This is a genomic window from Trueperaceae bacterium (genome assembly GCA_036381595.1).
In the GTDB taxonomy this organism is placed as follows: Bacteria; Deinococcota; Deinococci; order Deinococcales; family Trueperaceae; genus DASVCN01.
The window spans coordinates 1-24465 of sequence record DASVCN010000020.1; the positions used below are offsets into that span (position 1 = coordinate 1).

19 protein-coding genes and 1 pseudogene are annotated in these 24465 nt (G+C 65.3%); 9 read left to right on the forward strand and 11 right to left on the reverse strand.

Features of this window, described 5'->3' with window-relative positions:
* Positions 1-120 precede the first annotated feature (120 nt).
* A complete protein-coding gene (locus tag VF168_05120; protein HEX7003544.1) occupies positions 121-1611 on the reverse strand; it encodes an aldehyde dehydrogenase family protein in 1491 nt (496 codons plus the stop codon).
* Between the two features lie 315 nt (positions 1612-1926).
* Here VF168_05120 and VF168_05125 point away from each other — a divergent pair, with 315 nt between their 5' ends.
* The 8 genes from VF168_05125 to VF168_05160 all read left to right on the forward strand — a co-directional run bounded on the left by VF168_05125 (position 1927) and on the right by VF168_05160 (position 12724).
* On the forward strand, positions 1927-3309 hold the full coding sequence (locus VF168_05125; protein HEX7003545.1) for an NAD(P)-dependent oxidoreductase: 1383 nt from the start codon (positions 1927-1929) through the stop codon (positions 3307-3309).
* A 30-nt stretch (positions 3310-3339) separates the two neighbouring features.
* Positions 3340-4695: an NAD-dependent dihydropyrimidine dehydrogenase subunit PreA gene (gene preA, locus VF168_05130; GenBank protein ID HEX7003546.1), complete on the forward strand. Its 1356-nt coding sequence runs from the start codon at positions 3340-3342 to the stop codon at positions 4693-4695.
* A 41-nt stretch (positions 4696-4736) separates the two neighbouring features.
* The gene (hydA, locus tag VF168_05135; protein ID HEX7003547.1) at positions 4737-6116 is read left to right on the forward strand and encodes a dihydropyrimidinase; all 1380 of its coding nucleotides are present in this window, start codon (positions 4737-4739) and stop codon (positions 6114-6116) included.
* A 124-nt stretch (positions 6117-6240) separates the two neighbouring features.
* Entirely contained in the window at positions 6241-7011 is a 771-nt protein-coding gene (locus tag VF168_05140; protein HEX7003548.1) for an ABC transporter ATP-binding protein, read from the forward strand.
* A gap of 16 nt (positions 7012-7027) precedes the next feature.
* Positions 7028-8881, forward strand: coding sequence for an ABC transporter permease (locus VF168_05145; GenBank protein HEX7003549.1), 1854 nt, complete (start codon positions 7028-7030; stop codon positions 8879-8881).
* Between the two features lie 8 nt (positions 8882-8889).
* Positions 8890-10050 carry an ABC transporter permease gene (locus VF168_05150; protein ID HEX7003550.1) on the forward strand — a complete coding sequence of 387 codons (1161 nt, stop codon included), beginning with the start codon at positions 8890-8892 and terminating at the stop codon, positions 10048-10050.
* 176 nt (positions 10051-10226) lie between these two features.
* Positions 10227-11279: an ABC transporter substrate-binding protein gene (locus VF168_05155; protein ID HEX7003551.1), complete on the forward strand. Its 1053-nt coding sequence runs from the start codon at positions 10227-10229 to the stop codon at positions 11277-11279.
* Between the two features lie 137 nt (positions 11280-11416).
* On the forward strand, positions 11417-12724 hold the full coding sequence (locus VF168_05160; protein HEX7003552.1) for an aspartate aminotransferase family protein: 1308 nt from the start codon (positions 11417-11419) through the stop codon (positions 12722-12724).
* Positions 12725-12833: 109 nt separating this feature from the next.
* On the opposite strand, the gene VF168_05165 is transcribed toward VF168_05160, so the two are convergent.
* The 5 genes and pseudogenes from VF168_05165 to VF168_05185 form a co-directional block, all read right to left on the reverse strand.
* Positions 12834-13712 carry a S1C family serine protease gene (locus VF168_05165; GenBank protein ID HEX7003553.1) on the reverse strand — a complete coding sequence of 293 codons (879 nt, stop codon included), beginning with the start codon at positions 13710-13712 and terminating at the stop codon, positions 12834-12836.
* Positions 13713-13817: 105 nt separating this feature from the next.
* Positions 13818-14486, reverse strand: a complete 669-nt coding sequence (locus VF168_05170; GenBank protein HEX7003554.1) for a response regulator transcription factor — start codon at positions 14484-14486, stop codon at positions 13818-13820.
* Between the two features lie 132 nt (positions 14487-14618).
* Positions 14619-15434: a hypothetical protein gene (locus VF168_05175; protein ID HEX7003555.1), complete on the reverse strand. Its 816-nt coding sequence runs from the start codon at positions 15432-15434 to the stop codon at positions 14619-14621.
* A 24-nt stretch (positions 15435-15458) separates the two neighbouring features.
* Positions 15459-16694 carry a hydantoinase/carbamoylase family amidase gene (locus tag VF168_05180; GenBank protein HEX7003556.1) on the reverse strand — a complete coding sequence of 412 codons (1236 nt, stop codon included), beginning with the start codon at positions 16692-16694 and terminating at the stop codon, positions 15459-15461.
* A gap of 221 nt (positions 16695-16915) precedes the next feature.
* Positions 16916-17209: pseudogene (locus VF168_05185) on the reverse strand (SRPBCC domain-containing protein).
* Positions 17210-17456: 247 nt separating this feature from the next.
* Here VF168_05185 and VF168_05190 point away from each other — a divergent pair.
* Positions 17457-20852: a chemotaxis protein CheB gene (locus tag VF168_05190; GenBank protein HEX7003557.1), complete on the forward strand. Its 3396-nt coding sequence runs from the start codon at positions 17457-17459 to the stop codon at positions 20850-20852.
* On the opposite strand, the gene VF168_05195 is transcribed toward VF168_05190, so the two are convergent.
* The 5 genes from VF168_05195 to VF168_05215 form a co-directional block, all read right to left on the reverse strand.
* Positions 20750-21286 carry a DUF1579 family protein gene (locus VF168_05195; GenBank protein HEX7003558.1) on the reverse strand — a complete coding sequence of 179 codons (537 nt, stop codon included), beginning with the start codon at positions 21284-21286 and terminating at the stop codon, positions 20750-20752. The two genes, VF168_05190 and VF168_05195, sit on opposite strands and share 103 nt — an antisense overlap.
* Before the next feature lie 4 nt (positions 21287-21290).
* The gene (locus VF168_05200) at positions 21291-21986 is read right to left on the reverse strand and encodes a fumarylacetoacetate hydrolase family protein (GenBank protein ID HEX7003559.1); all 696 of its coding nucleotides are present in this window, start codon (positions 21984-21986) and stop codon (positions 21291-21293) included.
* A 97-nt stretch (positions 21987-22083) separates the two neighbouring features.
* Positions 22084-22836: an ABC transporter permease subunit gene (locus tag VF168_05205; protein ID HEX7003560.1), complete on the reverse strand. Its 753-nt coding sequence runs from the start codon at positions 22834-22836 to the stop codon at positions 22084-22086.
* 13 nt (positions 22837-22849) lie between these two features.
* A complete protein-coding gene (locus tag VF168_05210; protein ID HEX7003561.1) occupies positions 22850-23656 on the reverse strand; it encodes an ABC transporter ATP-binding protein in 807 nt (268 codons plus the stop codon).
* Entirely contained in the window at positions 23653-24465 is an 813-nt protein-coding gene (locus tag VF168_05215) for an ABC transporter permease (protein HEX7003562.1), read from the reverse strand. The genes VF168_05210 and VF168_05215 overlap by 4 nt, the downstream gene beginning before the upstream one ends.

The window sequence follows — 24465 nt, forward strand, 5'->3', positions numbered from 1 at the left end:
GGCCACCGGCCGCGCCTCCTCCTTTCGCTGCCTCCTCGCTGCCTCCTCGCTACACCCACGCCGCCGGGATGAGGCGGGCCAGGGCACTGGCGCCGGGCCGCGAACCGGCCAGGAGCCCGATCAGCGGATGAGCGCCCGCTCCCCGCTGCCCGAGTAGTTGACGAACACGGTCTTCAGTTCGGTGAAGAAGTGCAGCCCCTCCTCACCCATCTCCCTGGGCCCCACGCCCGTCGATTTGGCGCCGCCGAAGGGAAGTTGGGCTTCGCCTCCGATGGTGGGCTCGTTCACATGGACCATCCCCACCTCGCTCTCCTCGATGAAACGCATGATCGAGCGGTTGTCCTGGCTGAAGATGGCGGCCGCCAGGCCGAACTCGACGGCGTTCGCCGCTGCTATCGCCTCATCGAGGCCCGACACCTCGCTCACCACAAGCACCGGCCCGAATACCTCCTCGCGGAAGATCCTCATGTCCGGGGTGACGCCGTCGAACAGCGTCGGCTCGACGAAGTAGCCGCCGCCCAAGTCGACAGCCTTGCCACCGTAGACGAGCCGGGCCCCCTCCGACCGGGCGATCTCGATGTACTGAAGGTCGGTCTCGAACTGCTTACGATCGACCGCCGGCGCCAGGTCGCTCGCCTCGTCGAGGCCTGGACCCAGTGTCAACGCCTTCGCTTTGGCCACGAGCCGCTCGAGCAGTTCATTCTTGACGTCGCGCTCCACGACGAGCCTCGAAGTGGCCGTACACCTCTGCCCGGTCGCCCCGAAGGCTCCGCCTACGATCGCTGTCGCCGCAGCGTCGAGGTCGGCGTCGTTCATGACGACGACCGCGTTCTTGCCGCCCATCTCGCAGGTGACCCTGGCGCCCCGCTGCGAGGCGCGGGTGTTGACGCCCATCCCGACGCTGTTCGAACCGGTGAACGAAACCGCTGCTATCCGCGGGTCATCCACGATCGTGTTGCCCACCTCGGAGCCCGAGCCTACGACCATGTTGGCGACGCCGGCCGGGAGACCGGCCTCCTCGAGTATCTCCATGAGGATGGCCGCGGTACCGGGCGTGAGACTGGCGGGCTTGAACACGACCGCGTTGCCGGCGACGAGGGCGGGGGCGGCCTTCCAGACGGGGATGGCCCAGGGGAAGTTCCAGGGGGTGATGAGCCCCACCACCCCCAACGGCCGCCTGAGGGTGTAGGTGTGGGTATCGCGCGACTCGCTGGGCAGCGTCTTTCCTGAGATGCGGAAGCCGGCTCCGGCATAGTACTCGAGCAAAGCGACGCCCTTCATCACCTCGCCCCGCGACTCGCGGATGATCTTCCCTTCTTCGAGGCTCATCGTCCGGGCGATCTCCTCGAGTCGCCTCCTGGCGATGTCGGCTGCGCGCCATAGCACCCGCCCGCGCTCGGGGGCAGGGGTGTCACGCCACTCGGGCCAGGCGGCCTGAGCGACCTCGATCGCCCGCAGCGTGTCTTCCCGCCCTGCGGCCGGGAACTCTGCCAGCACCTCGTCGGGTTTCGCCGGATTGACGACCCTTATGAGCTTCTCCGTCTTGGGCTCGAACCACTCGCCGGCCACGTATGAACCTGCCCGAATCGCTTCTCTGGACTGGATCGCCACGACACCCTCCTCGCGCGCTAGCGGCTTCTAGGGACCTCGCCAGTCTACTTTCGGGCGCAGGCGTTGCCAACACCGCAGGTGGCTCTCGCGGCGGTCCAGGGCTCCTTTACAACCTTTCGAACAGGCACGTATGATGACCGATAACTTGAACTATTTCACCTTCTGGAGGCGATAAAGCGCCCGGCTTCAGGAAGGTCGACCCGTACAGGTCGAGTAGGACCGGGACATGCGAAGCGCCTGCTACCCAGGGCTACCTGTAGCTGAGGAGGAGCAAACTATGGCAATGGTCGTGAATGTCGTGGTGGCCCGGTGAGCATGCAGGAAGTCGTGCTGGAAGGAACGCCGCTCGAACTCGAGGAGTTGCGGGAGCGCTTCACCGAGCTCAAGCCTCCCATGACGGCCCGCGAGGCGCGCATCGAGGCCAACCGCTGCCTCTACTGTTACGACGCTCCCTGCATCGAAGCCTGCCCCACCGACATCGACATCCCCACCTTCATCAGGAAGATCTCGACCGAAAACGTCACGGGCGCCGCGGTTACGATCCTCGAGGCGAATCTGATGGGCGCGACCTGCGCGCGCGTCTGCCCCGTCGAGGAGCTGTGTGAGGGCGCCTGCGTGATGGGCGCCCACCACAAGCCGATAGAGATAGGTCGACTGCAGCGCTACGCCACCGACCACCTCTACGAACGGGACATCATTCCGTTCCAGCCGGCGCCCTCGAACGGCCGCAGGGTCGCCGTGGTGGGCGCCGGTCCGGCCGGTCTCACCTGCGCCGGCGAACTGGCCAAACTGGGCTACGGCGTCACCATCTTCGAGAAGAACGAACTTCCCGGCGGGCTCTCCACCTACGGCATCGTGGTGATGCGCGAGCCGATCAGAGTGGCTCTGGAGGAGGTCGAGTTCGTCCGCAAGCTCGGTGTCGAGATACGCACCGGGGTCGAGATAGGCAGGGACGTCAGCGCGCAGCAGCTGTGTGAGGACTTCGACGCCGTCTTCATCGCAGCCGGGATGGGTAAGGTCCCCGAGATGGGGATCCCGGGCGAGGAGCTGGAGGGTGTCTTCGAAGCCCTCTCCTTCATCGCCGAAACGAAACTGGCCGAGATGGAGGGGCTGGAGCGACTCTCTCGACTTCCGGTCGGCAGGAACGTCGCCGTGATCGGGGCAGGTAACACCGCCATCGACGCCGCCACGATCGCCAAGCGCCTGGGGGCTCAGCGGGTGACGATCGTCTACCGCCGAGGCGAGAAGGAGATGCCGGCCTACGACTTCGAGTACGAGTTCATCAAGAACGAAGGGGTCGAGTTCCGCTTCCTCAGCCAGCCGGTGAGGGTGCTCGGCGAGGGTGGACACGTCGTCGGCCTCGAGTGCCTCGAGATGCAGCTCTCGGCCCCGGGCCCGGACGGCCGCCGCCAGGTGGTGCCGGTTGCCGGCAGCGAGTTCGTGATCGAATGCGACCAGGTGATCAAGGCGATCGGCCAGGAGAAGCCGGCGGCGCTCATCGAAGCGTTCGGGATCGAGTCCGAACGAGGCTACCTGCAGGTGGACGACGGGCAGAGGACGAGCGATCCGAAGGTGTTCGCGGGAGGCGACGCGGCCCGGGCCAAGGGTGAGGCGATGACCGTCACCGCCGCCCGGGACGGGAAGTCGGCAGCCAAGCGGATCCACGAATGGCTGGAGTCCGAGGGGGCGCGGCCGTGATCACGTTCGCTGCCGACAGGAAGGTGCCGAATGGCTGATCTCAGTATCGACTTCGCGGGGGTGAAGAGCCCGAACCCGTTCTGGCTCGCCTCCGCGCCCCCCACGAACAGCGCCTATCAGATCAACAAGGCGTTCGAGCAGGGTTGGGGCGGGGCCGTCTGGAAGACCATCGGGGCTCCGGTCCTCAACGTCTCCAGCCGCTACGGCGGCTTCGACTTCGGCGACAACAGGCTGGTTGCCATAAACAACATCGAGCTGATCTCCGACCGGCCGCTCGAGGTGAACCTCCGCGAGATCGCCGAGGTCAAGCGGCTCTGGCCCGACCGGGCGGTGGTCGTCTCGGCCATGGTGGAGTCGAAGCCCGAGGCGTGGCACGACATCGTCCGCCGCATCGAAGATACCGGCGCCGACGCGATCGAACTCAACTACGGTTGTCCTCACGGGATGAGCGAACGGGGGATGGGCTCGGCGGTGGGCCAGGTTCCGGAGTACTGCTCGATGATCACCTCCTGGGTGACCGAGGTCTCCAGTCTCCCGGTGATCGTCAAGCTCACCCCCAACGTGGCCAACATCGTGCCGCCGGCGAGGGCGGCGGTTGCGGGTAACGCCGACGCCATCAGCCTCATCAACACCATCAACTCGATAGTGGGCGTGGACCTCGACAACTTCCAGATCCAGCCGAACGTGGGCGGAAAGGGCTCTCACGGGGGCTACGCAGGTCCGGCCGTCAAGCCGATCGCCCTGAACATGCTCTCGGCCGTGGCTTCCGACGAGGAGGTGCGACGGGCGGGCCTGCCGGTATCGGGCATGGGCGGCATCCAGACCTGGCGTGACGCCGCCGAGTTCCTCCTGCTGGGCGCCACCAGCCTGCAGGTCTGCACCGCCGTGATGCACTACGGATTCCGGATCATCGAGGACCTCACCGACGGCCTCTCCAACTGGCTCGACGAGAAGGGGATCGCGAGAGTAACAGACGTGATCGGCGCCTCGATCGCTCGCATCTCCGACTTCGGCGATCTGGACCTTGCCTACAAGACGGTCGCCCGTATCGATCCCGACCTCTGCATCAGCTGCAACCTCTGCTACATCGCCTGCGACGAGGGCGCGCACCAGAGCATCGACCTGCTCGTCGACGGCGTGCGGGTCGAACCGCACGAGTACAACGGCAACGGCCACCGGCGTCCGGTGGTGGCCGAGGACCGCTGCGTAGGCTGCAACCTGTGCTCGCTCGTTTGCCCGGTGGAGGAGTGCATCACGATGGTCGAAGTTCCCTCCGGCCGAGAGAGCGTCACCTGGAAGGAACTGAGCCGGCGCCAGCCGGAGGTGACCGAGGATTGGCAGGCGATGCAGGAGTATCGCAATCGGGTCGGGATCGACATCCACTGACCGGTGCCAACGAAGCCCTACGCGTCCCGGAGGTAAGAGGAATGCCCCTACTCGTCAAGAACGGTGAGATCGTCACCGCCGACTCCCGCTACTTCGCCGACATCTACTGTGAAGGCGACACCATCACCCGCATCGGCAAGGACCTCGAGGCGCCGGCCGGCAGCGAGGTCGTCGACGCCAGCGGGAAGTACGTCTTCCCCGGCTTCATCGATCCGCACGTGCACGTCTACCTGCCGTTCATGGGCACCGAGACGAAGGACAACCACACCACCGCCAGCCAGGCGGCGCTGGTGGGGGGCACCACCAGCATCATCGAGATGGCGGCACCGGGACCGGACATCCCGGCCACCGAGGGGTACGCGCTCTGGAAGGGGAAAGCCGACGGCAACAGCGCCTGCGATTACACCTTCCACATGGGCGTCACTCACTTCGACGACAGCACTCCCGACCAGCTTCGTGAGGTCGTCGAGGACGGCATCACCTCGTTCAAGGTGTTCCTCGCCTACAAGGGCGCGCTCGACGTCGACGACGATGCCCTCTTCCGCACCCTCACCCTGGCGCGCGAGTTGGGCGTGACTGTCACCGCCCACTGCGAGAACGCCGAACTCGTCTATCGCCGCCAGCAGATGCTCCTGGCGCAGGGGAACGTGGGCCCGGGCTTCCACGAGAAGAGCCGTCCGGCCCGGGTCGAGGCCGAGGGAACCAACCACTTCGCCACCTTCCTGGAGATGACCGGCGCCAAGGGCTACGTCGTGCACCTCAGCTGCCTTCCCGCCCTGGAGGCGGCCATCGACGCCAAGCAGCGGGGAGTGGACATCACCGTCGAGGCGGTGATCCCCCACCTGATCCTCGACTACACCTACGCCGAGCGGCCCGACTTCGAGGGCGCAAAGTTCGTGATGTCGCCACCGCTGCGCACTCCCCGAGACCGGGAGGCGCTCTGGCGGGCACTCGAGCAGGGGATCGTCGACACCGTGGGGACCGATCACGCCCCGTTCGACTTCGAGGGACAGAAGGACATGGGCAAGGCCGACTTCACGAAGATCCCCAACGGCATCCCTGCGATCGAGGACCGTGTCAACATGCTCTACACCTACGGCGTCAGCCGCGGCAACCTGGACATCCACCGCTTCGTCGACGCCGCCTCGACCCGCGTCGCCAGAATCTTCGGTCTCACCCAGAAAGGTCAGATCGCTGTCGGCAAGGACGCCGACCTCGTCGTCTACGACCCCAAATACCGGGGCACTCTGAGCGACCGGCCGGAGTACATGAACGTCGATTACCGCGGTTTCGGCGGTTTCGAGATCGACGGTCGGCCCTCGGTGGTGACGGTCCGCGGTCAGGTAGCCGTACGTGACGGGGAGTTCGTGGGCGACACGAGCCGCGGCAAGCTCATCCGGCGCGAGCCGGTGAAGGGCTAGGGGTCGAGGTTCGGCTTCGCGGTCGGCAGGGAACGATGGAGGGCGCGAGCAGGAGTGCGAGCGGAGTTCGGGAAGTGACCGCTTGATGGTCCAGCCCCGGGACCAGCAGGCGTCCAGAGAGCCCTTGGCGGAGCCTGTCATCGCCATCGACGACCTGTCGATGATCTACCGCGGCCGAGGAACCGAGACGGTCGCCCTGCAGAACGCCAGCCTCGAGGTGAGCGAAGGCGAGTTCGTGAGCCTCATCGGCCCCTCCGGGTGCGGGAAGACCACCCTGCTCAGGATCATCGCCGACCTGGTCCAACCGACCGGCGGTGAGATAACCGTCGCCGGCAAGAGCCCCAGGCAGGCAAGACTCGACCGCGAGTACGGCTACGTCTTCCAGGCCCCGGTTCTCTACGACTGGCGCAGCGTCCTGAAGAACGTCACCCTGCCGCTCGAGATAATGGGCTTCGACCGCGCGGAGCGGCGCCTGCGGGCGCTGGAACTGCTGACGATGGTGGGGTTGCGCGAGTTCGAGTCGAACTACCCGTGGCAACTCTCCGGCGGCATGCAGCAACGGGTCAGCATCGCCCGGGCCCTCGCCTTCGACCCGAAGCTGCTGCTCATGGACGAACCGTTCGGCGCCCTCGACGAGATCACCCGCGAGGCGATGAACAACGAGCTGCTGAGGATCTGGCAGGAGACCGGCAAGACCGTCATCTTCGTCACCCACTCGATAGCCGAGGCCGTCTTCCTGTCTAGCCGCGTGGTCGTGATGACCGCCCGGCCGGGGAAGATCGAGCGGGTAATCGAAGTCGATCTCCCCTACCCGCGCAAAGAGGAGTCGCGGGAGTCGAACCGCTTCTTCGAACTGACCACCGGGGTGCGTGAGGCGCTGCGGGGCGTGCAGTGAAGGTGAGCACCCTGCCATGAACGGCGTTCGGCGCCACCTGCCGGTGATCCTCGTGCTGCTGGCGTTGGTGCTGCTGGGCTACCCCCTGGCGCTCCTCTTCGGCTTGCCGCTCGCACTGCGCGACATGAACGACCTGCGCAAGTGGGAGCACGCGACGATCAGCGCCCGCCCGCTCGCCCGCCTCGACGATGACCTGCTGCTCGAGTTCCCGGACGCCACTGAGGGCGGACTTCTGGTGAGGGACGACGTCCCGCTCGACTGGGAGTACGCGGTCACCGAGGATGGGGTGCGGCTGGCCGAGGAACCTTCCACGGCGCTGGTGAGCTGGGCCGGGCAGCTCGAACCGCAGGGCGGCGGCGTCTTCAGGCTACCCGAGTCCGTGGACGCGAGCGATCCCACCCTGGCCATCTACGCCGGCACCGTGCTTCTTACGGGCGGAACGGTCAAGGCGCGCGAAGTGCCCGAAGGGGTGCGCGAGACGTTCAGCTTCCCTGACGCGCAGGGGCCGGTGATCGTCGACGGCGACGTGCTCGAGGAGGGCGAGGATTACGAAGACCTGGGGGAGCGGGTGCGCTTGTCGGGGGCACCGTCGTTCGGCAGCGACGTCCGCCGGGTGAGAGCGGATTACGGAGTGGTGGATGCCGAGGAGGGCCTGATCGTCCTCAGCGAACCGACGGCCGCACCGCTGCGGGTGGCATCGAGCGTCGTGCGCCTGGCGGAGGTGCTGGAGAAGGTGGACGATCCCGAGGGCCGGCGCTACCGCTTCGCCAGCGGACGGGTGGTGGAGACCGACCGGGATCGCCGCGTCTTCGTAGGCAACGAACTCCTCTCCGATACCGACGAGCGGCCCGAGGAGCGCGTCGACGGGGTGAGACGGACCTTCACCTTCGAGAGCCCTCTGGGCATAGTCACCGTCGACGGCCGCCGCCAGGCCGAAGGTGAGGACTACGAGCGGGACGGCAACACCATCACCTTCACCGAAGCACCCCCGCGGAACGCCCGCCTGCGGCAATATCCCAACTATTTCCTTGCCGACCCTCGCAGGGGTGAGATCGAACTGGCCATCGCTCCCCGGACCGGGGAGACGGTGTGGACCAGTCGCTACCAGGTCTACGCGCGTCCCTCATGCGGAACCACGGTCATAGAGTGCTTCTTCGCCCTGCCGCAGCACCCGGTGCCGTTCCCCCACTGGATCGTCCAGAACGTGGGCCCGTTCTTCTCCCAGTACCCCCTTGCCGACGAACGCAACGTGGTTCGAGCAACGCTCTACACGACTCTGGGCACCATCGCCGCGCTTCTGCTCGGGAGCGCCGTGGGGATCGTCCTGGCGGTGCTGTTCGTGCTGCTCAGGCCGCTCGAGCAGGCGCTGCTGCCGTGGGTGGTCGCGTCGCAGACGATCCCGATCATCGCCCTCGTGCCGGTGCTGCTGCTGATCCTCGGCAACTTCGGGATAACCATCCAGACGAGCCTCCTGCCCACGGCCATCATCGGGGCCTACATCGCGTTCTTCCCCATGGTGGTGGGGACCGTCAAGGGACTCCGCTCGGTCGACCCGCTGGCGCTCGACCTGATGCGCTCCTACGCCGCGACACCGCTCCAGGTGTTCGCCAAGGTGCGCTTCCCCGCGGCGGTTCCGTTCTTCTTCACCAGCCTCAAGCTGGCAACCGCGGCCGCCCTCGTGGGGGCGCTCGTCGCCGAGACGGAGTCGAACAACCGCCGCGGACTCGGCTTCCAGATCCTCGGCCAGGTGCAGTCGGGGGACGTTGCCGACGTATGGATCCTGCTCATAGTCTCGGCGTTGCTGGGCGTGGGCCTGGTCGCGCTGGTCAGCGGCCTGCAGCGGATCCTCGCACCCTGGGAGCGCTCGTGAGGCCTACCGTGGCAGCCAACGAACCCGTTGCCGGCATCGTCCGGCCGCGCATCCGCCCCCTCTACACCTCGGTGGTCGGTGCCCTCCTGGCCCTGGCCGGACTGCTGGGCCCGTTCGCGGCTTCCTCCAGCGGCTACCAGGCTCTGGGGATGGCGGCCGGCTGGATCGGCATCCTCTGCCTCCTGCTCTCGATCGTCGGTCGCGACTGGGCGGCCGCTGCTCTGCTGCCGCTGGGCGTCGCCGGGGCGTGGCTGGCGGTGAGCGAACTGTGGCCCCTGAGTGTGTCCGGAGAGTGGGGCTACTTCGCACTGCTCTGGGGCTTCCTGCTGGTAGCACTGGGAGGCGTCGGGCGGGTGAGCCTCGTCGACCTGCCGCAGGACACGACCAGGCTTGAACGGAACTTCAGGCGGCTGCTGCCGCCCGCGGCCATCCCGTTCGTACTGCTGCTCATCTGGCAGGGGCTGGTGAGCGGCTACGCGGTGCCCAAGGGCATCTTCCCTGGCGTCATCGACGTCTGGAGCCAGTTGCGGGCGTCGTTCGTGGTGCTGATGGGCGACAGCTACGTCACCTTCGTCAAGGAGGTGCTCCTGGGCTTCGGCCTCGGCCTCGTCGGAGGTTTCTCGGCGGCTATCGCCATCGCCTTCTCACCCTTCCTGCAGCGCGGCTTCCTGCCGCTCGCCGCGGCGTTCGGAGCGGTGCCGATCGTCGGTTTGGCGCCCGTTCTGGGCCGCGCGTTCGGCGTGAACTGGGAATCGAAAGCGGCCGTCGTCGTCATCGTCACCTTCTTCCCGGTCGTGCTGAACATGGTCCAGGGTCTCACCCAAGTCGACCCGCTGAAGCTCGAACTGCTGCGCGCCTACGCGGCCAAGCCACGCGAGATCTTCTTCGAACTCAGGTTGCCTAACTCGCTCCCCTACCTCTTCAACGCCCTAAAGCTGGCTGCTGTCATCTCGGTGGTGAGCGTCATCGTCGCCGAGTTCCTCATCCCCGGGCCGCCCGAAGGACTGGGGCAGCGGATAAGCCTCTCTGCCCGCCGCGGTGCCTTCGACGTCGTCTTCGCCGCGATCGTCGTCACGAGCGTCATCTCCATCGCCTTCTACAGCCTGCTGTCGCTGGTCGAGCGGTGGCTCACCGGCTGGCATCCCTCGTTCCGCGAGGAGCGGCGGTGAGCTTCGTGTCACCCGCGCCAGGACCCTGCCGCCACGGGATCAGCGTAGGCACGAGGGCCGGCAGGCCCCACCGTCTCCGAGAGGAGCCAAGATGACGTGACGACGGCGCACGACCGTAGGACCGTGCAGGCACCGGAATGAGAACCGCTCGCAGAAGCACCCCTAGGAGGTAACCGATGAAACCCAAGAAGCCGTTACTCTTGCTGCTCCTCGCTCTGGCACTGCCTCTCGCCTTCGCCCAGGACCTGGTCGAGATCAACTTCCAGTCGAAGTGGTTCCCGCAGGCGCAGTTCGCCGGCTACTTCGTCGCCCAGGAGAAGGGGTTCTACGCCGAAGAGGGACTGACGGTGAACATCCTCGACGGCGGCAATGTCAACCCTACGGTGCAGGTGGCCAGCGGCAACGCCGACTTCGGTACCGACTGGAGCGCCAACATGTTGGTGCAGCGCGACCAGGGTCTCGACGTGGTCATGATCGGGCAGATGTACCAGGACTCCGGCTACCGGCTCGTGACCCTGCGTGACTCGGGTATCGAAACCTTCGCCGATCTGGCGGGGACCAGAGTAGGCGTCTGGGGATTCGGCAACGAGTTCGCCGCCGAGGTGATCTTCAACGTCATGGACATGACATCCAACCTCGACCCCACCGTGAGCAACCCCGACATCGAGGCTGTCGTCTACGCCTTCGACCCGGCTCTGGTCTTCCCTGACGAGGTCGAGGCGGCCAGCGCCATGACTTACAACGAGCTCGACCAGATCGTGGGCCTGGGCTACCCGCTCGACGGCCTCAACATCCTCGACCCTGCCGAGATCGACGCCGACATCATGGAGGACCTGGTCTTCACCCGACCCGAGGTGCTGGAGATGGCCGACTTCAAGGGCTCCGGGATGTCCGGCCGCGAGGTCGCCGAGCGGTTCCTGCGGGCCAGCATACGCGGCTGGGAGTACGCCGTGGCTAACCAGGAGGAGGCGGTGCAGATAGTGCTCGAGCATTGCGGGGACACCTGCGCCGGCTCGGGCAGCACCTCCAGCCCCCTCATCCACCAGACCTGGCAGATGGCCCGGGTGGCCGAACTGGTCAAGCCGAGCGCCGACACCGAGGTGGGCTCGATCAACCGCGAGCAGTTCGAGCGGACGGTCGAACTATTGGTGGACGTGGGGCTCATCAGCGAACCGGTCGCGTTCGACGACGTGGTCGACACCAGCATCTACGAGGCGGTAGCACAGTAGTTCATCCTCGTCCCGGGAGCCGGCATAGTCGCCGGCTCCCCCCGCTTCACCTCGTACTAGACTGAACGAGACAGCACATATCTTTATCGAGAGACTATGGAATCGGGGCCGCCAGTCCAGACAAGCGGAGGTAGTTGATGACGATCACCACCAGCAAGACCCAGGAGCTGCTCGAGCGCCACGAGAGGGTACTCCCGCCCATCCAGACGAAGATGCTCTACTACGGCGACGAGCCGCTCGCGGTCGAGCGCGCCAAGGACCAGTACCTCTGGGACGTCGAGGGGAACCGTTACCTCGACTTCTTCGGCGGCATCCTCACCGTCTCGGTGGGCCACTGCAACGACGAGGTGGTGGAGGCGACCGCCAAGCAGCTGAGGACGGCCGGCCACACCAGCACCCTCTATCTGAACGAGATCATGATCAAGGTGGCCGAGAAGATCGCCGAGATCACGCCCGGCCGGCTGCAATACTCGTTCTTCACCAACAGCGGCAGTGAGGCCGACGAGACGGCGGTCATGGCGGCGCGCGCCTACACCGGCAACTCCGACATCATCGCGCTGCGGCACGCCTACTCGGGCCGCACGACCGCGATGATGGGGGTGACGGCTCACTCCAACTGGCGCCAGGGCGGGGTCTACGACGGCTCGATAAAGCACGTCCGCTCGCCCAACATGTACCGGAAGCCGGAGGGCCTGAGCGAGGAGCAGTACCTCGACTTCCTGGTCCAGGATCTCGAGGACATGATCGCCACCGCTACCGACGGGCGTATCGCAGCGTTCATGGCCGAGCCGATCCAGGGCGTGGGTGGCTTCGCGGTAGTGCCCAAGGAGTACTTCAAGCGGATCCTGCCAATCGTGAAGGCGGCCGGCGGGGTGCTGATAATCGACGAGGTGCAGACCGGCTGGGGTCGCACCGGCAAGTACTGGTGCGGCATCGAACATTGGGGCGTGGAGCCCGACATCATGACCTTCGCCAAGGGGATCGCCAACGGCGCGCCGGTAGGCTGCACGGTGATGACTCCCGAGGTCGCGGAATCGATCAAAGGGCTCACACTCTCGACCTACGGAGGCAACCCGGTTTCGATGGCCCAGACCTGGGCAACCATCCGATACATCGAGAAGAACCGCCTCTGGGAGAACGCCGAGAAGCAGGGCGCCAGGCTCCGCCAACGGCTCGAGGAGATGGCTGCGAGTACCGACCTGATCGGTGACGTCCGTGGCATGGGCCTAATGCAGGCGATCGAGTTCGTCAAGCCGGGAAGCAAGGACCCCAACCCGGGCAAGGCGACCGAACTGGTCAACACCGCCCGCAAGAACGGGCTGCTGATCGGCAAGGGCGGCCGCGGCGGCAACTGCATCCGCATCGCCCCGCACCTGAACGTGAGCTCACAGGACCTCGAGGCCGGCTGCGACCTGATCGAGAAGTCGCTGAGGGCGATCGCCTAGGAACTGGAGAACGAAGCAGAACGGGGTCGTGGCAGTTCGCGCCGCGGCCCCATTAGACTTTCTGCGCCGCCGACCGCAGAAGCAGGCACTGACGAGCGCCCCGCAACCCCTACGGCCGCTCGCCGACCGTAAGCGAGGCCTCGCCTTCCTCACCGCCGCGAAGGTACCGCACGGTTACGCTCTCCCCTATCCGAGCGCCGTCGAGCACCTGGAACAAGTCGCCGGGAGCGCCGACCTTCTCGCCAGCGATCTCGAGCAGGGTGTCGCCTAGTGTGAGCCCGGCCCCTGCCGCAGGGCTGTCGGGTTCGACAGACATCACCAGTACGCCGCTCCGCTGACCGACCGACTCCTGCATCTCCCGCGGCAGCAGAACGAGCTGACCGGCGATGCCGACGTAGCCCCGCCTCACCTTGCCGTGAGCGAGGAGTTCGTCGACGGTGCGCCTGACCGCTGCCGGCGGCAAGGTAACCGAACCCGTTCGAGTGAGCGCCGCGGTGTTGATGCCCAGAACCTCACCGCCGCCAGTAATGAGAGGACCCCCTGAGAAGCCGGCGAAAGGCTTGGCGTCGGTAGTCAGGTAGCTGTCGACCTTGCCGCCACTGTATGTCCGCCACTCTCCCTCAAGGCTCGAGACGATTCCCAGGCTGGCGCGGACCCCATTACTAGGCCTGCCGACGATGAGCGCCACCTGGCCCACCTTCGGCTCGTCCTCACTCCAGCCCGCCTGCTGCAGCGATCCCGCGCCGACACGCAGCAGCGCGAGATCGAGACGAGGGTCGCTTCCTACGAACTCGGCATCGTGCAGACGACCGTCATCCAGGCCGACCTTTATCCCCTCTTCGCACTCGACCGCGCGACTGGTGGTTACCACCAGTTCTTCTGACCATGCCACCCCGCTCAAGGGGTAGCGCCGCCGCCCTTCCACCCGCACCACCGAGGGAGCAACCGTTGCTACCGCTTCCGCGAAGAGTTCCGACGTTCCGTTCATCACGTCCCCTTCCGGCGGTCTAACCGCCCGTGACCAACGCTAGCGTCGCCGCCGGCCAGTGCACCTCACCCGTTCGGTCAGGCTCGCCCTGGCCGAACGGTCAGGTCAGAGCGCGATCAGACCCAACCGGACAGCGGTGCTCACGGCCTCTGTCCTGTTGTGAGCCGCGAGTTTGTCGAAGAGGGAGTTCAGATGGAACTTGATGGTGTGCTCGCTGACCTCGAGTCGAGCGGCGAGCCGCTTGTTCGAGAGGCCGTCGGCAAGCAGCCCGAGCACTTCGACCTCGCGGGCGGTAAGCGGTTCGAGTGGCAGGTCGTTCTCCCCTATCCGTAGCTGTTCGTATGCGAACGGCCCGGAGATTGCGGACGCGAAGAGGTAGTCGAACTCGGGTTGCACCACGTATAGACCAGCTGCTACGGCAGCGACTGCCGCCGCCAGTTGGTCGGCGCTGGCTTCGCGGCTCACTACGCCCGCGACGTTCGCGCGGAGTCCCAGGAGCGGAAGTTCATCGGCCGGCAGATCCCGGTCCTCCGACTCGATCTCGGAAGGCAACAGCAGAAGGATCGGCACGGTCAACTCCGGCGGAAGGCGCGGTCCTTCGCCTCGACCCTCCCACGCCCAAACGATGACATCGAGCTCATGGGAGCCGAGCGCGTCGGCCGCTTCGTCGATGGTTGAGGAGGCGACCGGCACCGAAAGGCGCTCGCCTTCGAGGAGGGAGACGAGGCCGGTACGGCTCAGGTAGTCGTTCGCGACGACGGCGACTCGTAGCACGCCAGATCAGCCAGGCCGCTTCGCCTCGAGCACCTCCACGTCACTTCCCACGATCATCTCGAGGTGCTCGGTGACCTTCGCAGGAGGCGACTATGGCGCCGTTGCCGATCTTCTCTCGAGGCTCGGGGCCGTTCACCTGGCACCACCTTCCACATGGCTCACGTAACGCTTTGCCGAGCGGCGCACAGCCTCCTTGCCGCCTTCGGGCACGACCCGCTTCCACCAGGCTCCGTAGATCCTGTCGAATTCGAACGGCTCTACGGTCGCCGCGATGCGCCTCACCTCACTGGCTGGCAGGGGAATCAGGTTCGGATAGCTGTACATGAACGACACCCAGCGCCTGTCGGAGACTACCTGGATGATGTCGCCGCTCAGCAGAGCGCCCTTGCCTCCTGCGCCCGCGGGCCAGTGAGCCATGGTGCCACCCTCGAAATGCCCGCCGCCGCGGATGAGGGTCAGCTCGCCGAAGAGCCGCTTCGTCTCCCCTTCCCAGTAGCAGATCGTCGGGTCGGGACGCATCACGTGCTTGCGGTCGGCGGCGTGGAGGTAGACGGGTGCATCGAAGGCGTGGGACCACTCGGCCATCGAGCTGTAGTAGTGGGGATGGCTGATGGCTATCGCCGCTATCCCGCCCAACTCGCCGATGGCCGTGATCGTCTCATCGTCGATGAGGCTGATGCAGTCCCACAGGAGGTTGCCTTCACCGGTTCGCACCAGCAGCGCGCGCTGGTCGATGGCGAAAGCTGGCTCCGTGCCGATGCCGGTAAGGCACGGCTCGATCTCCTCGATCCGGTTGCTATGGCCGCTTCCCAGTTCCTCCAGCGTTGTCCACAGCTGCCCGTCGTACCCAACGTGCTGACGTTCGTCCTCGCAGATGGGGCAGGCCGGGGGTGCGACCGCACTCTCGGCGAACTGAGTGCCGCAGGTCCGGCAGATGAAGTGCGTCACCCCGACATCTTACGAACTGAGCAACTAGGCCAGCCAGGCCATCGCCTTCGACGCCAGCTTGTCGAACGCCGTCACCGCCATCTCGATGTGCTCCTCCTTGGTGTCCTCTATCTTGTTGTGGGAGATCCCGTGGAGGCTTTGCACGAACATCATCACCGTGGGTATCCCGATCCGGCCCGGTTCGGCGGCGTCGTGCAGCGGCCCTGACGGCAGCCGGTGGACCTGGCCGCTTGTCTCATCGATCGCCTCGTCGCACATCCGCAGCAACTCCTCGTTGAAGAGCACCGGGTCTATCTGCCAGAGGCGCTCCCACTTGACGGTGACGTCGGCTTCTCGCGCGAACCGTTCACTCGCCTCCTTGGCGTCACTCAGCATCTTGGCAAGCGCATCACCGTCGAGGTGCCGCTGGTCCAGGGTTATCCGGCACTCCTCCACCACGCTCGTGACGATCCCCGGCTTGGTGGTGCAACTGCCGATCGTGCACACTCCGCCGTGCCGATCGGTGATCCGGTAGATTTCGGGACTCATCCTGGCCGCGGCCAGAAAGGCGTCCTTGCGGCGGTTCATGGGGGTAGAGCCGGAATGGGCGGCCTGACCGTGGAAGGTCATGGCGTGACGCTCCACCCCGAAAGTTCCCAGCACCGTGCCCAGCGGCAGGTCCATGTCGAGGAGCACCGGCCCCTGCTCGATGTGGAGCTCGAGGTAGGCGGCAGCGTTCACCAGCTCCTTACCGCACTCCTTCACCCGCTCGAAGTCGATCCCCTGCGCCTTCAGGGCTTCGGGTAGCTTGACGCCATCCTTGTCCACCAGCCCTCGCGCCTCGTCCATGTCGAGGTTGCCTGAGCATGCCGAGGAACCGAAGAGACTCTTGCCGAAGCGCGCTCCCTCCTCATCGGCCCAGTCGACGAGCCTCACCGTCACCGGCGGCTTGCCGTCATACTCCTGGGCGACCCGGCGCAGGATCTCGACCCCGGCGAGGGTATTCAGGCAGCCATCGAGCCAGCCGCCGTTGGGAACGCTGTCGATGTGCCCGCCTATCAGGAGGGCCTTGTCGGACTCGCCCTGCATGGTCGCCCAGAGGTTGCCGGCTTCATCGCGGTGCACCTCGACCGGCAACGCCTCGAGCTTCTCCCGCAGCCACTTCCTGGCGGCAGCCCAGGTTTCGGTGAAGGCGACTCGCTGGGCGCCCTCTTCGTTGGCTGTGAAAGAACGTAGATCCTTCAGTTCGGCAACGGTCCGCTTGGGGTCCACGGCTGGCATCAGGTTGGTCCTCCTGGATTCGTGTTTTGATTCACTATAAACAGCGAGAAAGCCAGCGAAAGCAGGTGCAGGGCCGTGCCGGACAACGCACCGGACGAGTGGATCTCCACGCTGCTCGTGCCGGCGAATCCGGCCAGCCTCTCGGTCATCGACCTGAACGGTTGACCGCGGCTGCGCGCCTACAACGTCACGCCATCGGGCGCGCTCCTGGATCCGCCCGATTAAGCCCGCTCCTCGGGCCGCCCCCCGGGTGAACCTCCGCTCCACATGGAGCCGAGCCCGTTCTCATCGGCTCGCCTTTTTTGGAAACGGTGTTCAGTATGCATCAGCGAACCGGGAGTGGTGAGCTTCTCACCGGTCTCGAGCCAGGTCTTGAGGCCCGAGAGGATCATCGGCCAGCCGCCGTACAGCTCCTCGTTTGCGCCCTCCCGAAGCTCGCTGTGGGTGACCAGCAGGCGACAGGAATCCTCCACCTCAGTGATCTCCCAGGTGACCGTCGAAGCTCCTTTGCTGGAAACCGCCGACTGCGGCCGGCGATCCCGTTGGCACTTTGCTCTACCACGGGCGGAGTACCGGTGACCCTTTAGTCACATGTCAATAGCTGCTGCCAGCCGCTACGCCCACCGAACAGGCGACGCGGCGCAGCCACCTCCACTCCGGTGCCCACCGCGACATTCAGAGCGAAAGCATCGGGCCGCGCGGTATTGCCCCGGTCGAACACCTATACTCATGTACGAGCCAATCGTGAATGTGGGGTAGCTAATGGCCGGCAGCGAACACAGGACGCAGGCTTCCGATACGTCGCGCGATAGTCCAAAATCGAAAAGCGCGGCCAAGGTGCCATTACCCCGACAGGCTCCCAGACCCTCGGTGGTAGCCATAGGCGCGTCTGCCGGTGGCTTGGCGGCCCTCAAACTCTTCTTCGCGAAGGTGCCGGCCACCAGCGGCCTGGCATACGTCGTCGTGATGCACCTCGCCCCGGAACATGAGAGCCACCTGGCCGATCTGCTGCAGCCTAGTGCCAATATTCCCGTTCAACAGGTGACCGAGGACGTTGCCCTCGAACCAGATCGCGTCTACGTCATCCCACCCGGCAGCAACCTGTCCAGCATCGACACCCACCTCAGGCTCTCGGATCTCGAGAAATCGCGCCGCGAAAGGGCGCCGATCGACCATTTCTTCAAGACGCTGGCGGAAACTCATGATGGCCACGCGATCGGAGTCGTACTTACCGGCACCGGGAGCGATGGTGCGCTCGGCCTGCGCAAGATAAAGAATCTGGGTGGCCTCACCATCATCCAGGATCCGAACGAGGCCGAGTACTCCGGCATGCCGCGAAGCGCCCTCGCTACGGGACTCGTGGACCTCGTGCTGCCGGTCGAGGAGATACCTCAGGCGATACGTTCCTATGTTGCGACCGAACCTGATCTCGACGGCGCCAGGAACAGCGACGATCTGGAGGAGGCACAACGCCGGCTCCTCCAGACGGTCTTCTCGCAGGTGCAGTCTCGTACCGGCAGGGACTTCTCTCGCTATAAGCAGTCGACGATTCTGAGGCGGATAAGTCGTCGAATGCAGCTCGAACAAATCGAGAAGCTCGAGGACTACGTCGGCCTGTTGCGACGAAACGCATCGGAGGTACAAGCCCTCGCGGACGAGTTCCTGATAACCGTAACCGAGTTCTTCCGCGACCCCCAGATCTACGCGAGACTCGAAGAGGACATAATCCCGGCGCTTTTCACCGACAAGGGACCGGACGACGTGATCCGAGTGTGGTCGGTAGGTTGTTCCACCGGCGAGGAGGCCTACTCCATCGCCATGTTGCTGCAGGAGGAACGAAGCAAGCACGGCAGTCCTCCGCGGCTACAGGTATTCGCCAGCGACCTGCACGAGCATTCCCTCAAGACAGCACGGTCTGGCTATTATCCCGAAACCATTTCAGAAAACGTTTCGCCCGAGCGACTCAGTCGTTTCTTCATCAAGGAGGATGGCGGCTACACGGTAAGGCCGGACCTGCGCGAGATAGTTCTGTTCACGCAGCACAACCTGCTTTCCGATGCACCCTTCTCCAGGCTGGACATGATCACCTGCCGCAACGTCCTGATCTACCTCCAGCGAGGCGCCCAGGCCGATGTCATGGACGTCTTCCACTACTCCCTGAACGCCAACGGCATCCTCTTGCTCGGCACCTCCGAAACGGTAGAGCGCTCCGACTTCTTTCAACTGGAGAGCAAGGAGCACAGCGTTTACCGGAAGAAGGATGCACCCACTGGCAATGCGCGCCTGCCGGTTTTCGCACCCACGTTGCCTTTTGCCGCCGGTGGCAGGCGCGCGCCGGCCAGAGCGAACGACACCGCCAGCTACGGAGTCGCCCACGAAACGATAGTCGAGCAGTACGCCCCACCGAGTGTCCTGATCGGCGCCGACGACAAGGTCTTGCACCTCTCCAAGGGCGCCGGACGCTATCTGGTCCATCCCGGCGGGGTACCTACCAATGAGGTGTCCAAGCTGATCCGGGAAGAGCTGCGGATGGAGCTCAGCACCTCGCTCCACTCCGCCCGTCAAGAGCGCGAGCCGGTCAGGACCCGGGCGGTCCCGATGATGCTCGGTAGCGACCACCGGGAAGTGACCATCGACGTGCGACCGGCCGCGACAGAGAACGGACCCGGGCCTGTACTTTTGATCTTCGACGAGCGCCCACCCGCCGAGCCGCTATCCGACAGTCCCGATGACACCACGAACACGAGGGAACGCGACCTGCAACGGGAGCTCGACCTGGCCCGAAAACGCCTGCAGTCGGTGATGGACGAACACAACACCAACCAGGAGGAGATGTGGGCCGGCAACGAGGAGCTCCAATCGATGAACGAGGAGCTTCGCTCTGCCCTGGAGGAGCTCGAGACGTCCAAGGAGGAGCTCCAGTCGATGAACGAGGAGCTCGTAACGGTAAACCAGGAGAACCGCCACAAAATGGAGGAGCTCGCTCAAGTCAGCGCCGACCTCCAGAACCTGCTCAGCTCGACCGAGATAGCCACCATCTTCCTGGACCGAGAACTCCGCATCCTCCGCTACACCCCCAGGGTCGAAGAGATCTTCAACATTCGGGGGAACGACCGTGGTCGGCCTCTCGCCGACCTCACGAACCGCCTCGGCTACCCCACGTTGATTTCCGACGCCAAGCAGGTGCTGGCCAGCCTGGAGCGAGTCGAACGCGAGGCCGAGAGCGCAGAAGGCCACTGGTTCCTGATCCGCCTGCTTCCGTATCGATCCATCGATGATCGGATCGAAGGAGTCATCATCAATTTCGTCGACATTTCCGAGCGCCGGCAGGCGGAGCAGAACGTGCGAGAGCTGAACCTCAGGCTCGAGCAGAAGGTCGACGATCGGACCAAGCAGTTGAAAGCGAGCAACGACGAACTCGAAGCGTTCAACTACTCCGTGTCCCACGATCTCAGGGCGCCCTTACGCGGAATCGACGGCTTCGCCCAGGTGCTTCTCGAAGAGTATGGCGACAAGCTGGACGAGACCGGCCAAGGCTACCTCAACCGGGTACGAGCGGGCGCGGCACGAATGGGCGACCTCATCGACGACCTGCTGGAGCTGTCGCGAATTTCCAGCGGTATGCTGCGCCGCGAACCCGTTGACATGGCTGACATCGCCAGGGAGATCGCGGCCAGCCTGCGCGAAAGCTATGACGACAGCACGGTGGACTTCAGCGTTGGGGATGAACTCGCGGTAAGTGGCGACGCCAGCCTGCTGCGCATAGCACTCGAAAACCTTCTCGCCAACGCCTGGAAATTCACCAAGAACGGTCAAACCGCTCATGTCGAGTTCGGCTCCGAACAGCACGGCGATCAGCGGGTGTACTTCGTGCGAGACAACGGCATCGGTTTCGACATGCGCTACGCGGGCCGCCTGTTCACCCCGTTCCAGCGGCTCCACCCGGAAAGGCCGTTCTCCGGGACCGGAGTCGGCCTGTCACTGGTGCATCGAATAATTTCCCGCCACGGCGGCAAGCTGTGGGCTGATGGGACGCCGGACAAGGGCTCCACTTTCTACTTCACTCTGCCGCCTGCCGAAGAGAACGAGGGGGAGCAGCGGGTTGAACTGCCGGACAAACAGACGCTGATGAGTGAGCCGAGTGAAACCTTGAAGTAACTTGCCTCGACCGCAAGACCCTCTTCGCCCTGGGGCGTGATGTTGTACATGATCAGGTGAAGGCCCGGACCCGCTTCCAGCTCGATCCGCCAGCCCCACGGTTCCCCGCCCGGTACCGAGTACGACCCGGTCACTGCATACTTGCCGCCTCGTGCGCTGCCCCGGCAGGCCATCACACCGCGACCCATGTGCCAGCTGTCGATCCAGTGAGCTGTAACCGGCTGCGAAGCCGGTTCGTAACCCAGCAGCAGCGAGCCTTCCTGAGGTTGGTCCTGGTAGCTCCAGTCGTAGTCGAGACTTACGAACCTGCCTCCCAGGAGCGGCGAAACGACCAGTTTCGATTCGCTCTCGTCCGCCACTCCCTGCAGCGGATCCTGGAGGGTGCTCTGCCCCTGCCAGCGCCCAACCAGGTCGATGAGCGGTTCGAGACTCACAGCTTTACCCGCCTGCTCGGTAGCGGACCTCGATCTCGCCTATGCCGTCGATGTGACCGTGCAAGCTGCTCCCGGGGGCGACGGCATTCACCCCGGCGGGCGTGCCGGTCATTATCAGGTCACCCGGGGCCAGGGTCACGAGGGTGCTCAGGTAGGCGATAGTCTCCGGCACCTTCCAGATCTGCTGGGCGAGATCGCCGTTCTGGCGCCGCTCACCGTCGACCTCGAGCCAGATCGCCCCCGCCTCGGGGTGGCCGATCTCGGCCGCGGTGACGAGAGCGCTGATGGGCGCCGAGCGATCGAAGCCCTTGGCCATGTCCCAGGGGCGCCCCATCTTCTTGGCCACCGCCTGCAGATCGCGCCTCGTCATGTCGAGTCCGACCCCGTAACCGTAGACGTGCTGCAGAGCGTCCTCGGTCTTGATGTCGCTGCCGCCACCGGCCAGCGCGACAACCAGCTCGATCTCGTGGTGGAGCTCCTCGGTAGCCACCGGGAAGGGTACCTCTCCACCGCCGGGGACTATCGCGTCGGCCGGCTTGGTGAAGAAGAAGGGCGGTTCCTTGTCGGGGTCGTGGCCCATCTCCACTGCATGATCGGCGTAGTTGCGACCGACGCAGTAGATGCGCCGCACCGGGAAGCCGGCGTCCTTGCCGCGAACCTCCAGGACCGGGGTGGGAGGGCTGGGGATGACGTAGTTCATCTGGCTGTACCTCGCTGTGGAATTCGGGCCAGGGGCGGCCTGAGAGAACGGCTACGAACCTCACTCATTGTATGGGTGGAGAGCGCACGACCCAGAGCTAGCGACCGGAGGCGTAGTACTCCACCCTCCTCTCGAAGAGGGCGATCAGCTCCGAGGTGACGAAGGCGAAGGCGAAGACCACGATCAGCAGCGCCCAGAATTCGGGCATCAGGAAGTTGCGCGAATAGATCTCGAACAGGTAGCCGACGCCGGTCACGGCGATGAGGAGCTGGCCGATGACGACGCCCTTGACGCCGCGGATGAAGCCGAGCCGCAGCCCGGCCAGCAGCTCCGGCAGAGCGGCCGGGAAGATGATCTTGCGGTAGAGGTCGCCCTTCGAGGCGCCGAACGAGTTGCCCATCTCCACCAGCGAGCGGTCGACTTGCTGGACCCCGACCTGGGTGTCGAGCGCGATCACCCAGACCGAGAAGAGGAAGACGGTCACGATCATCGTCGGCAACCCGAACCCCAGGAGGGCCATCAGCGCCGGCACGATCGCGGTCAGAGGCGAGCTCTCGAAGATGTTCACCCACATGCCCATCACCTGACCGATAATCCGGTTCCGGCCCATCAGGATGCCCACCCCGACGCCGACTAGCAGGGAGAGCGCCATGCCGATGAGGAAGGCCTTGCCGGTGATAGTGATGGCCTCGACGAAGCGCTGGGTGCCCATCACTTCGAAGAGCGCCAGGAAGACCTGGGAGAAGGGCGGGATCAGCATGATCAGGTCGAGTTGGCCGATCACCTCCCAAACCACCAGCCAGACCAGCAGCGAGAACGCCATCGGGATACGTCGGTCGAGGATGGTCATCGCCGCTGTCCGCTCATTCCGTGAGGTAGCGCCGCAGTTCGACCCAGATCTCCTCGACGCAGTCGAGGTAGGTCGAGTCGCGGCGGATGTCGTCATAGTTGCTGCCTCGGTCTATCTCGGGTCGCACGACCTTCGAGACCCGGGCGGGACCGCGGGTCAGGATGGCGATCTGATCGGAAACGTAGACCGCCTCCTCTATCGAGTGGGTGATGAAGACTACCGTCTTGCGTTCCTGGGCCAGCAGGTGAAGCAGGTCCTCCTGGAACTGCCGCCGGGTCTGCTCGTCGACCGAGGCGAACGGCTCGTCCATCAGGATGATGTTGGCGTCGACGGCCAGCGCCCGGGCCAGGCCCACCCGCTGACGCATGCCGCCCGACAGTTGGTGCGGATACTTCTGCACGGAGCCCGAGAGCTTCACCCTCTCCAGGTAGACCCTGGCGATCTCCTCTCGCTCCTTGCGCGGCACTCCGCGCAGCTCGAGGCCGAAGCCGACGTTGCGGAGCACGGTCGCCCACGGAAGCAGCGCGAACTCCTGGAACACCAGGGCCCTATCGGGCCCGGGGCCGCTGACCCGCTCCCCCTGTACCAGCACTTCGCCGCCGCTGGCGGGGACGAGGCCGGCGATGATCTTGAGGGCGGTGGTCTTGCCGCAACCGCTCGGCCCTATCAGGCTGGTGAGTTCGCCCTCGGGCATGTCGAGAGTGATCCGGTCGAGAACCAGTCCGCTGCCGGGGAACTCCTTGCTGAGGCCCACCAGCCGGACGGCCGGCGCACCCTGCCGCTGGGCAGAGGCGCTGGGGGCAGCGCGAACGTCGCTCATGCGGGCCTCGTCTCGGGCCGGAATATCCGCTGCTCCAGCCCCTGCAGCATGGTGACGGTCACGCTGGCGAATATCACCAGTGAGAAGATCGAGGCGAACATGTAGGAGTAGAGCGCCAGTGAACGGTAATAGGTGATCAGGTCGCCGACGCCGGTGGGCGTGATCAGCAGTTCGGCCAGCACGGCGCCGGTGAATCCCTGCGCCACACCGAGGCGCAGCCCGGCGAAGATCAGGCCGCTGGCGGCCGGCAGGATGATCTTGCTGATCAGTTGCCAGCGGCTCGCCTGGAACGAGTTGCCCATCTCGACCAAGATCCGTGGAGTGTTGGCGATGCCCCGGTACGAGTTGAGGACGATGACGGGGGCAGAGAGAAGCACCACCGCCAGTACCTTGGCGGCGAAGCCGATGCCGTAGATGAAGGTGATCAGCGGGACTATCGCGGCCGACGGTGCCGCCTGCAGGACGATGAACATGGGCAGGCCGAGCCACTCGGCGCGCTTCGAGAGGCCCATCACGACGCCCGCCAGGACTCCGCCGGCGGCGCAGAGCAGCACCCCTACCACGAGCGGCTGGATCGTCTCGGCGTAGGCGGCGAGGAAGGTGCCGTCGGCGAGCATCTCGAAGAAGGCCGCCATGGTGGCCGTGAAGGTCGGGAACGCGATACTCACCGGCACCCTGCCGGCCCACTCCCAGAGGGCGAACACCAGCAGGATAGAGAGTAGTCGCCACACCCAGGCGTTGCGCCCCAGCCAGTTGCCGGCCCGTGACTGTGCTCGCCGTTCGGCATTCAGGTCCTCGGTACGGATCAA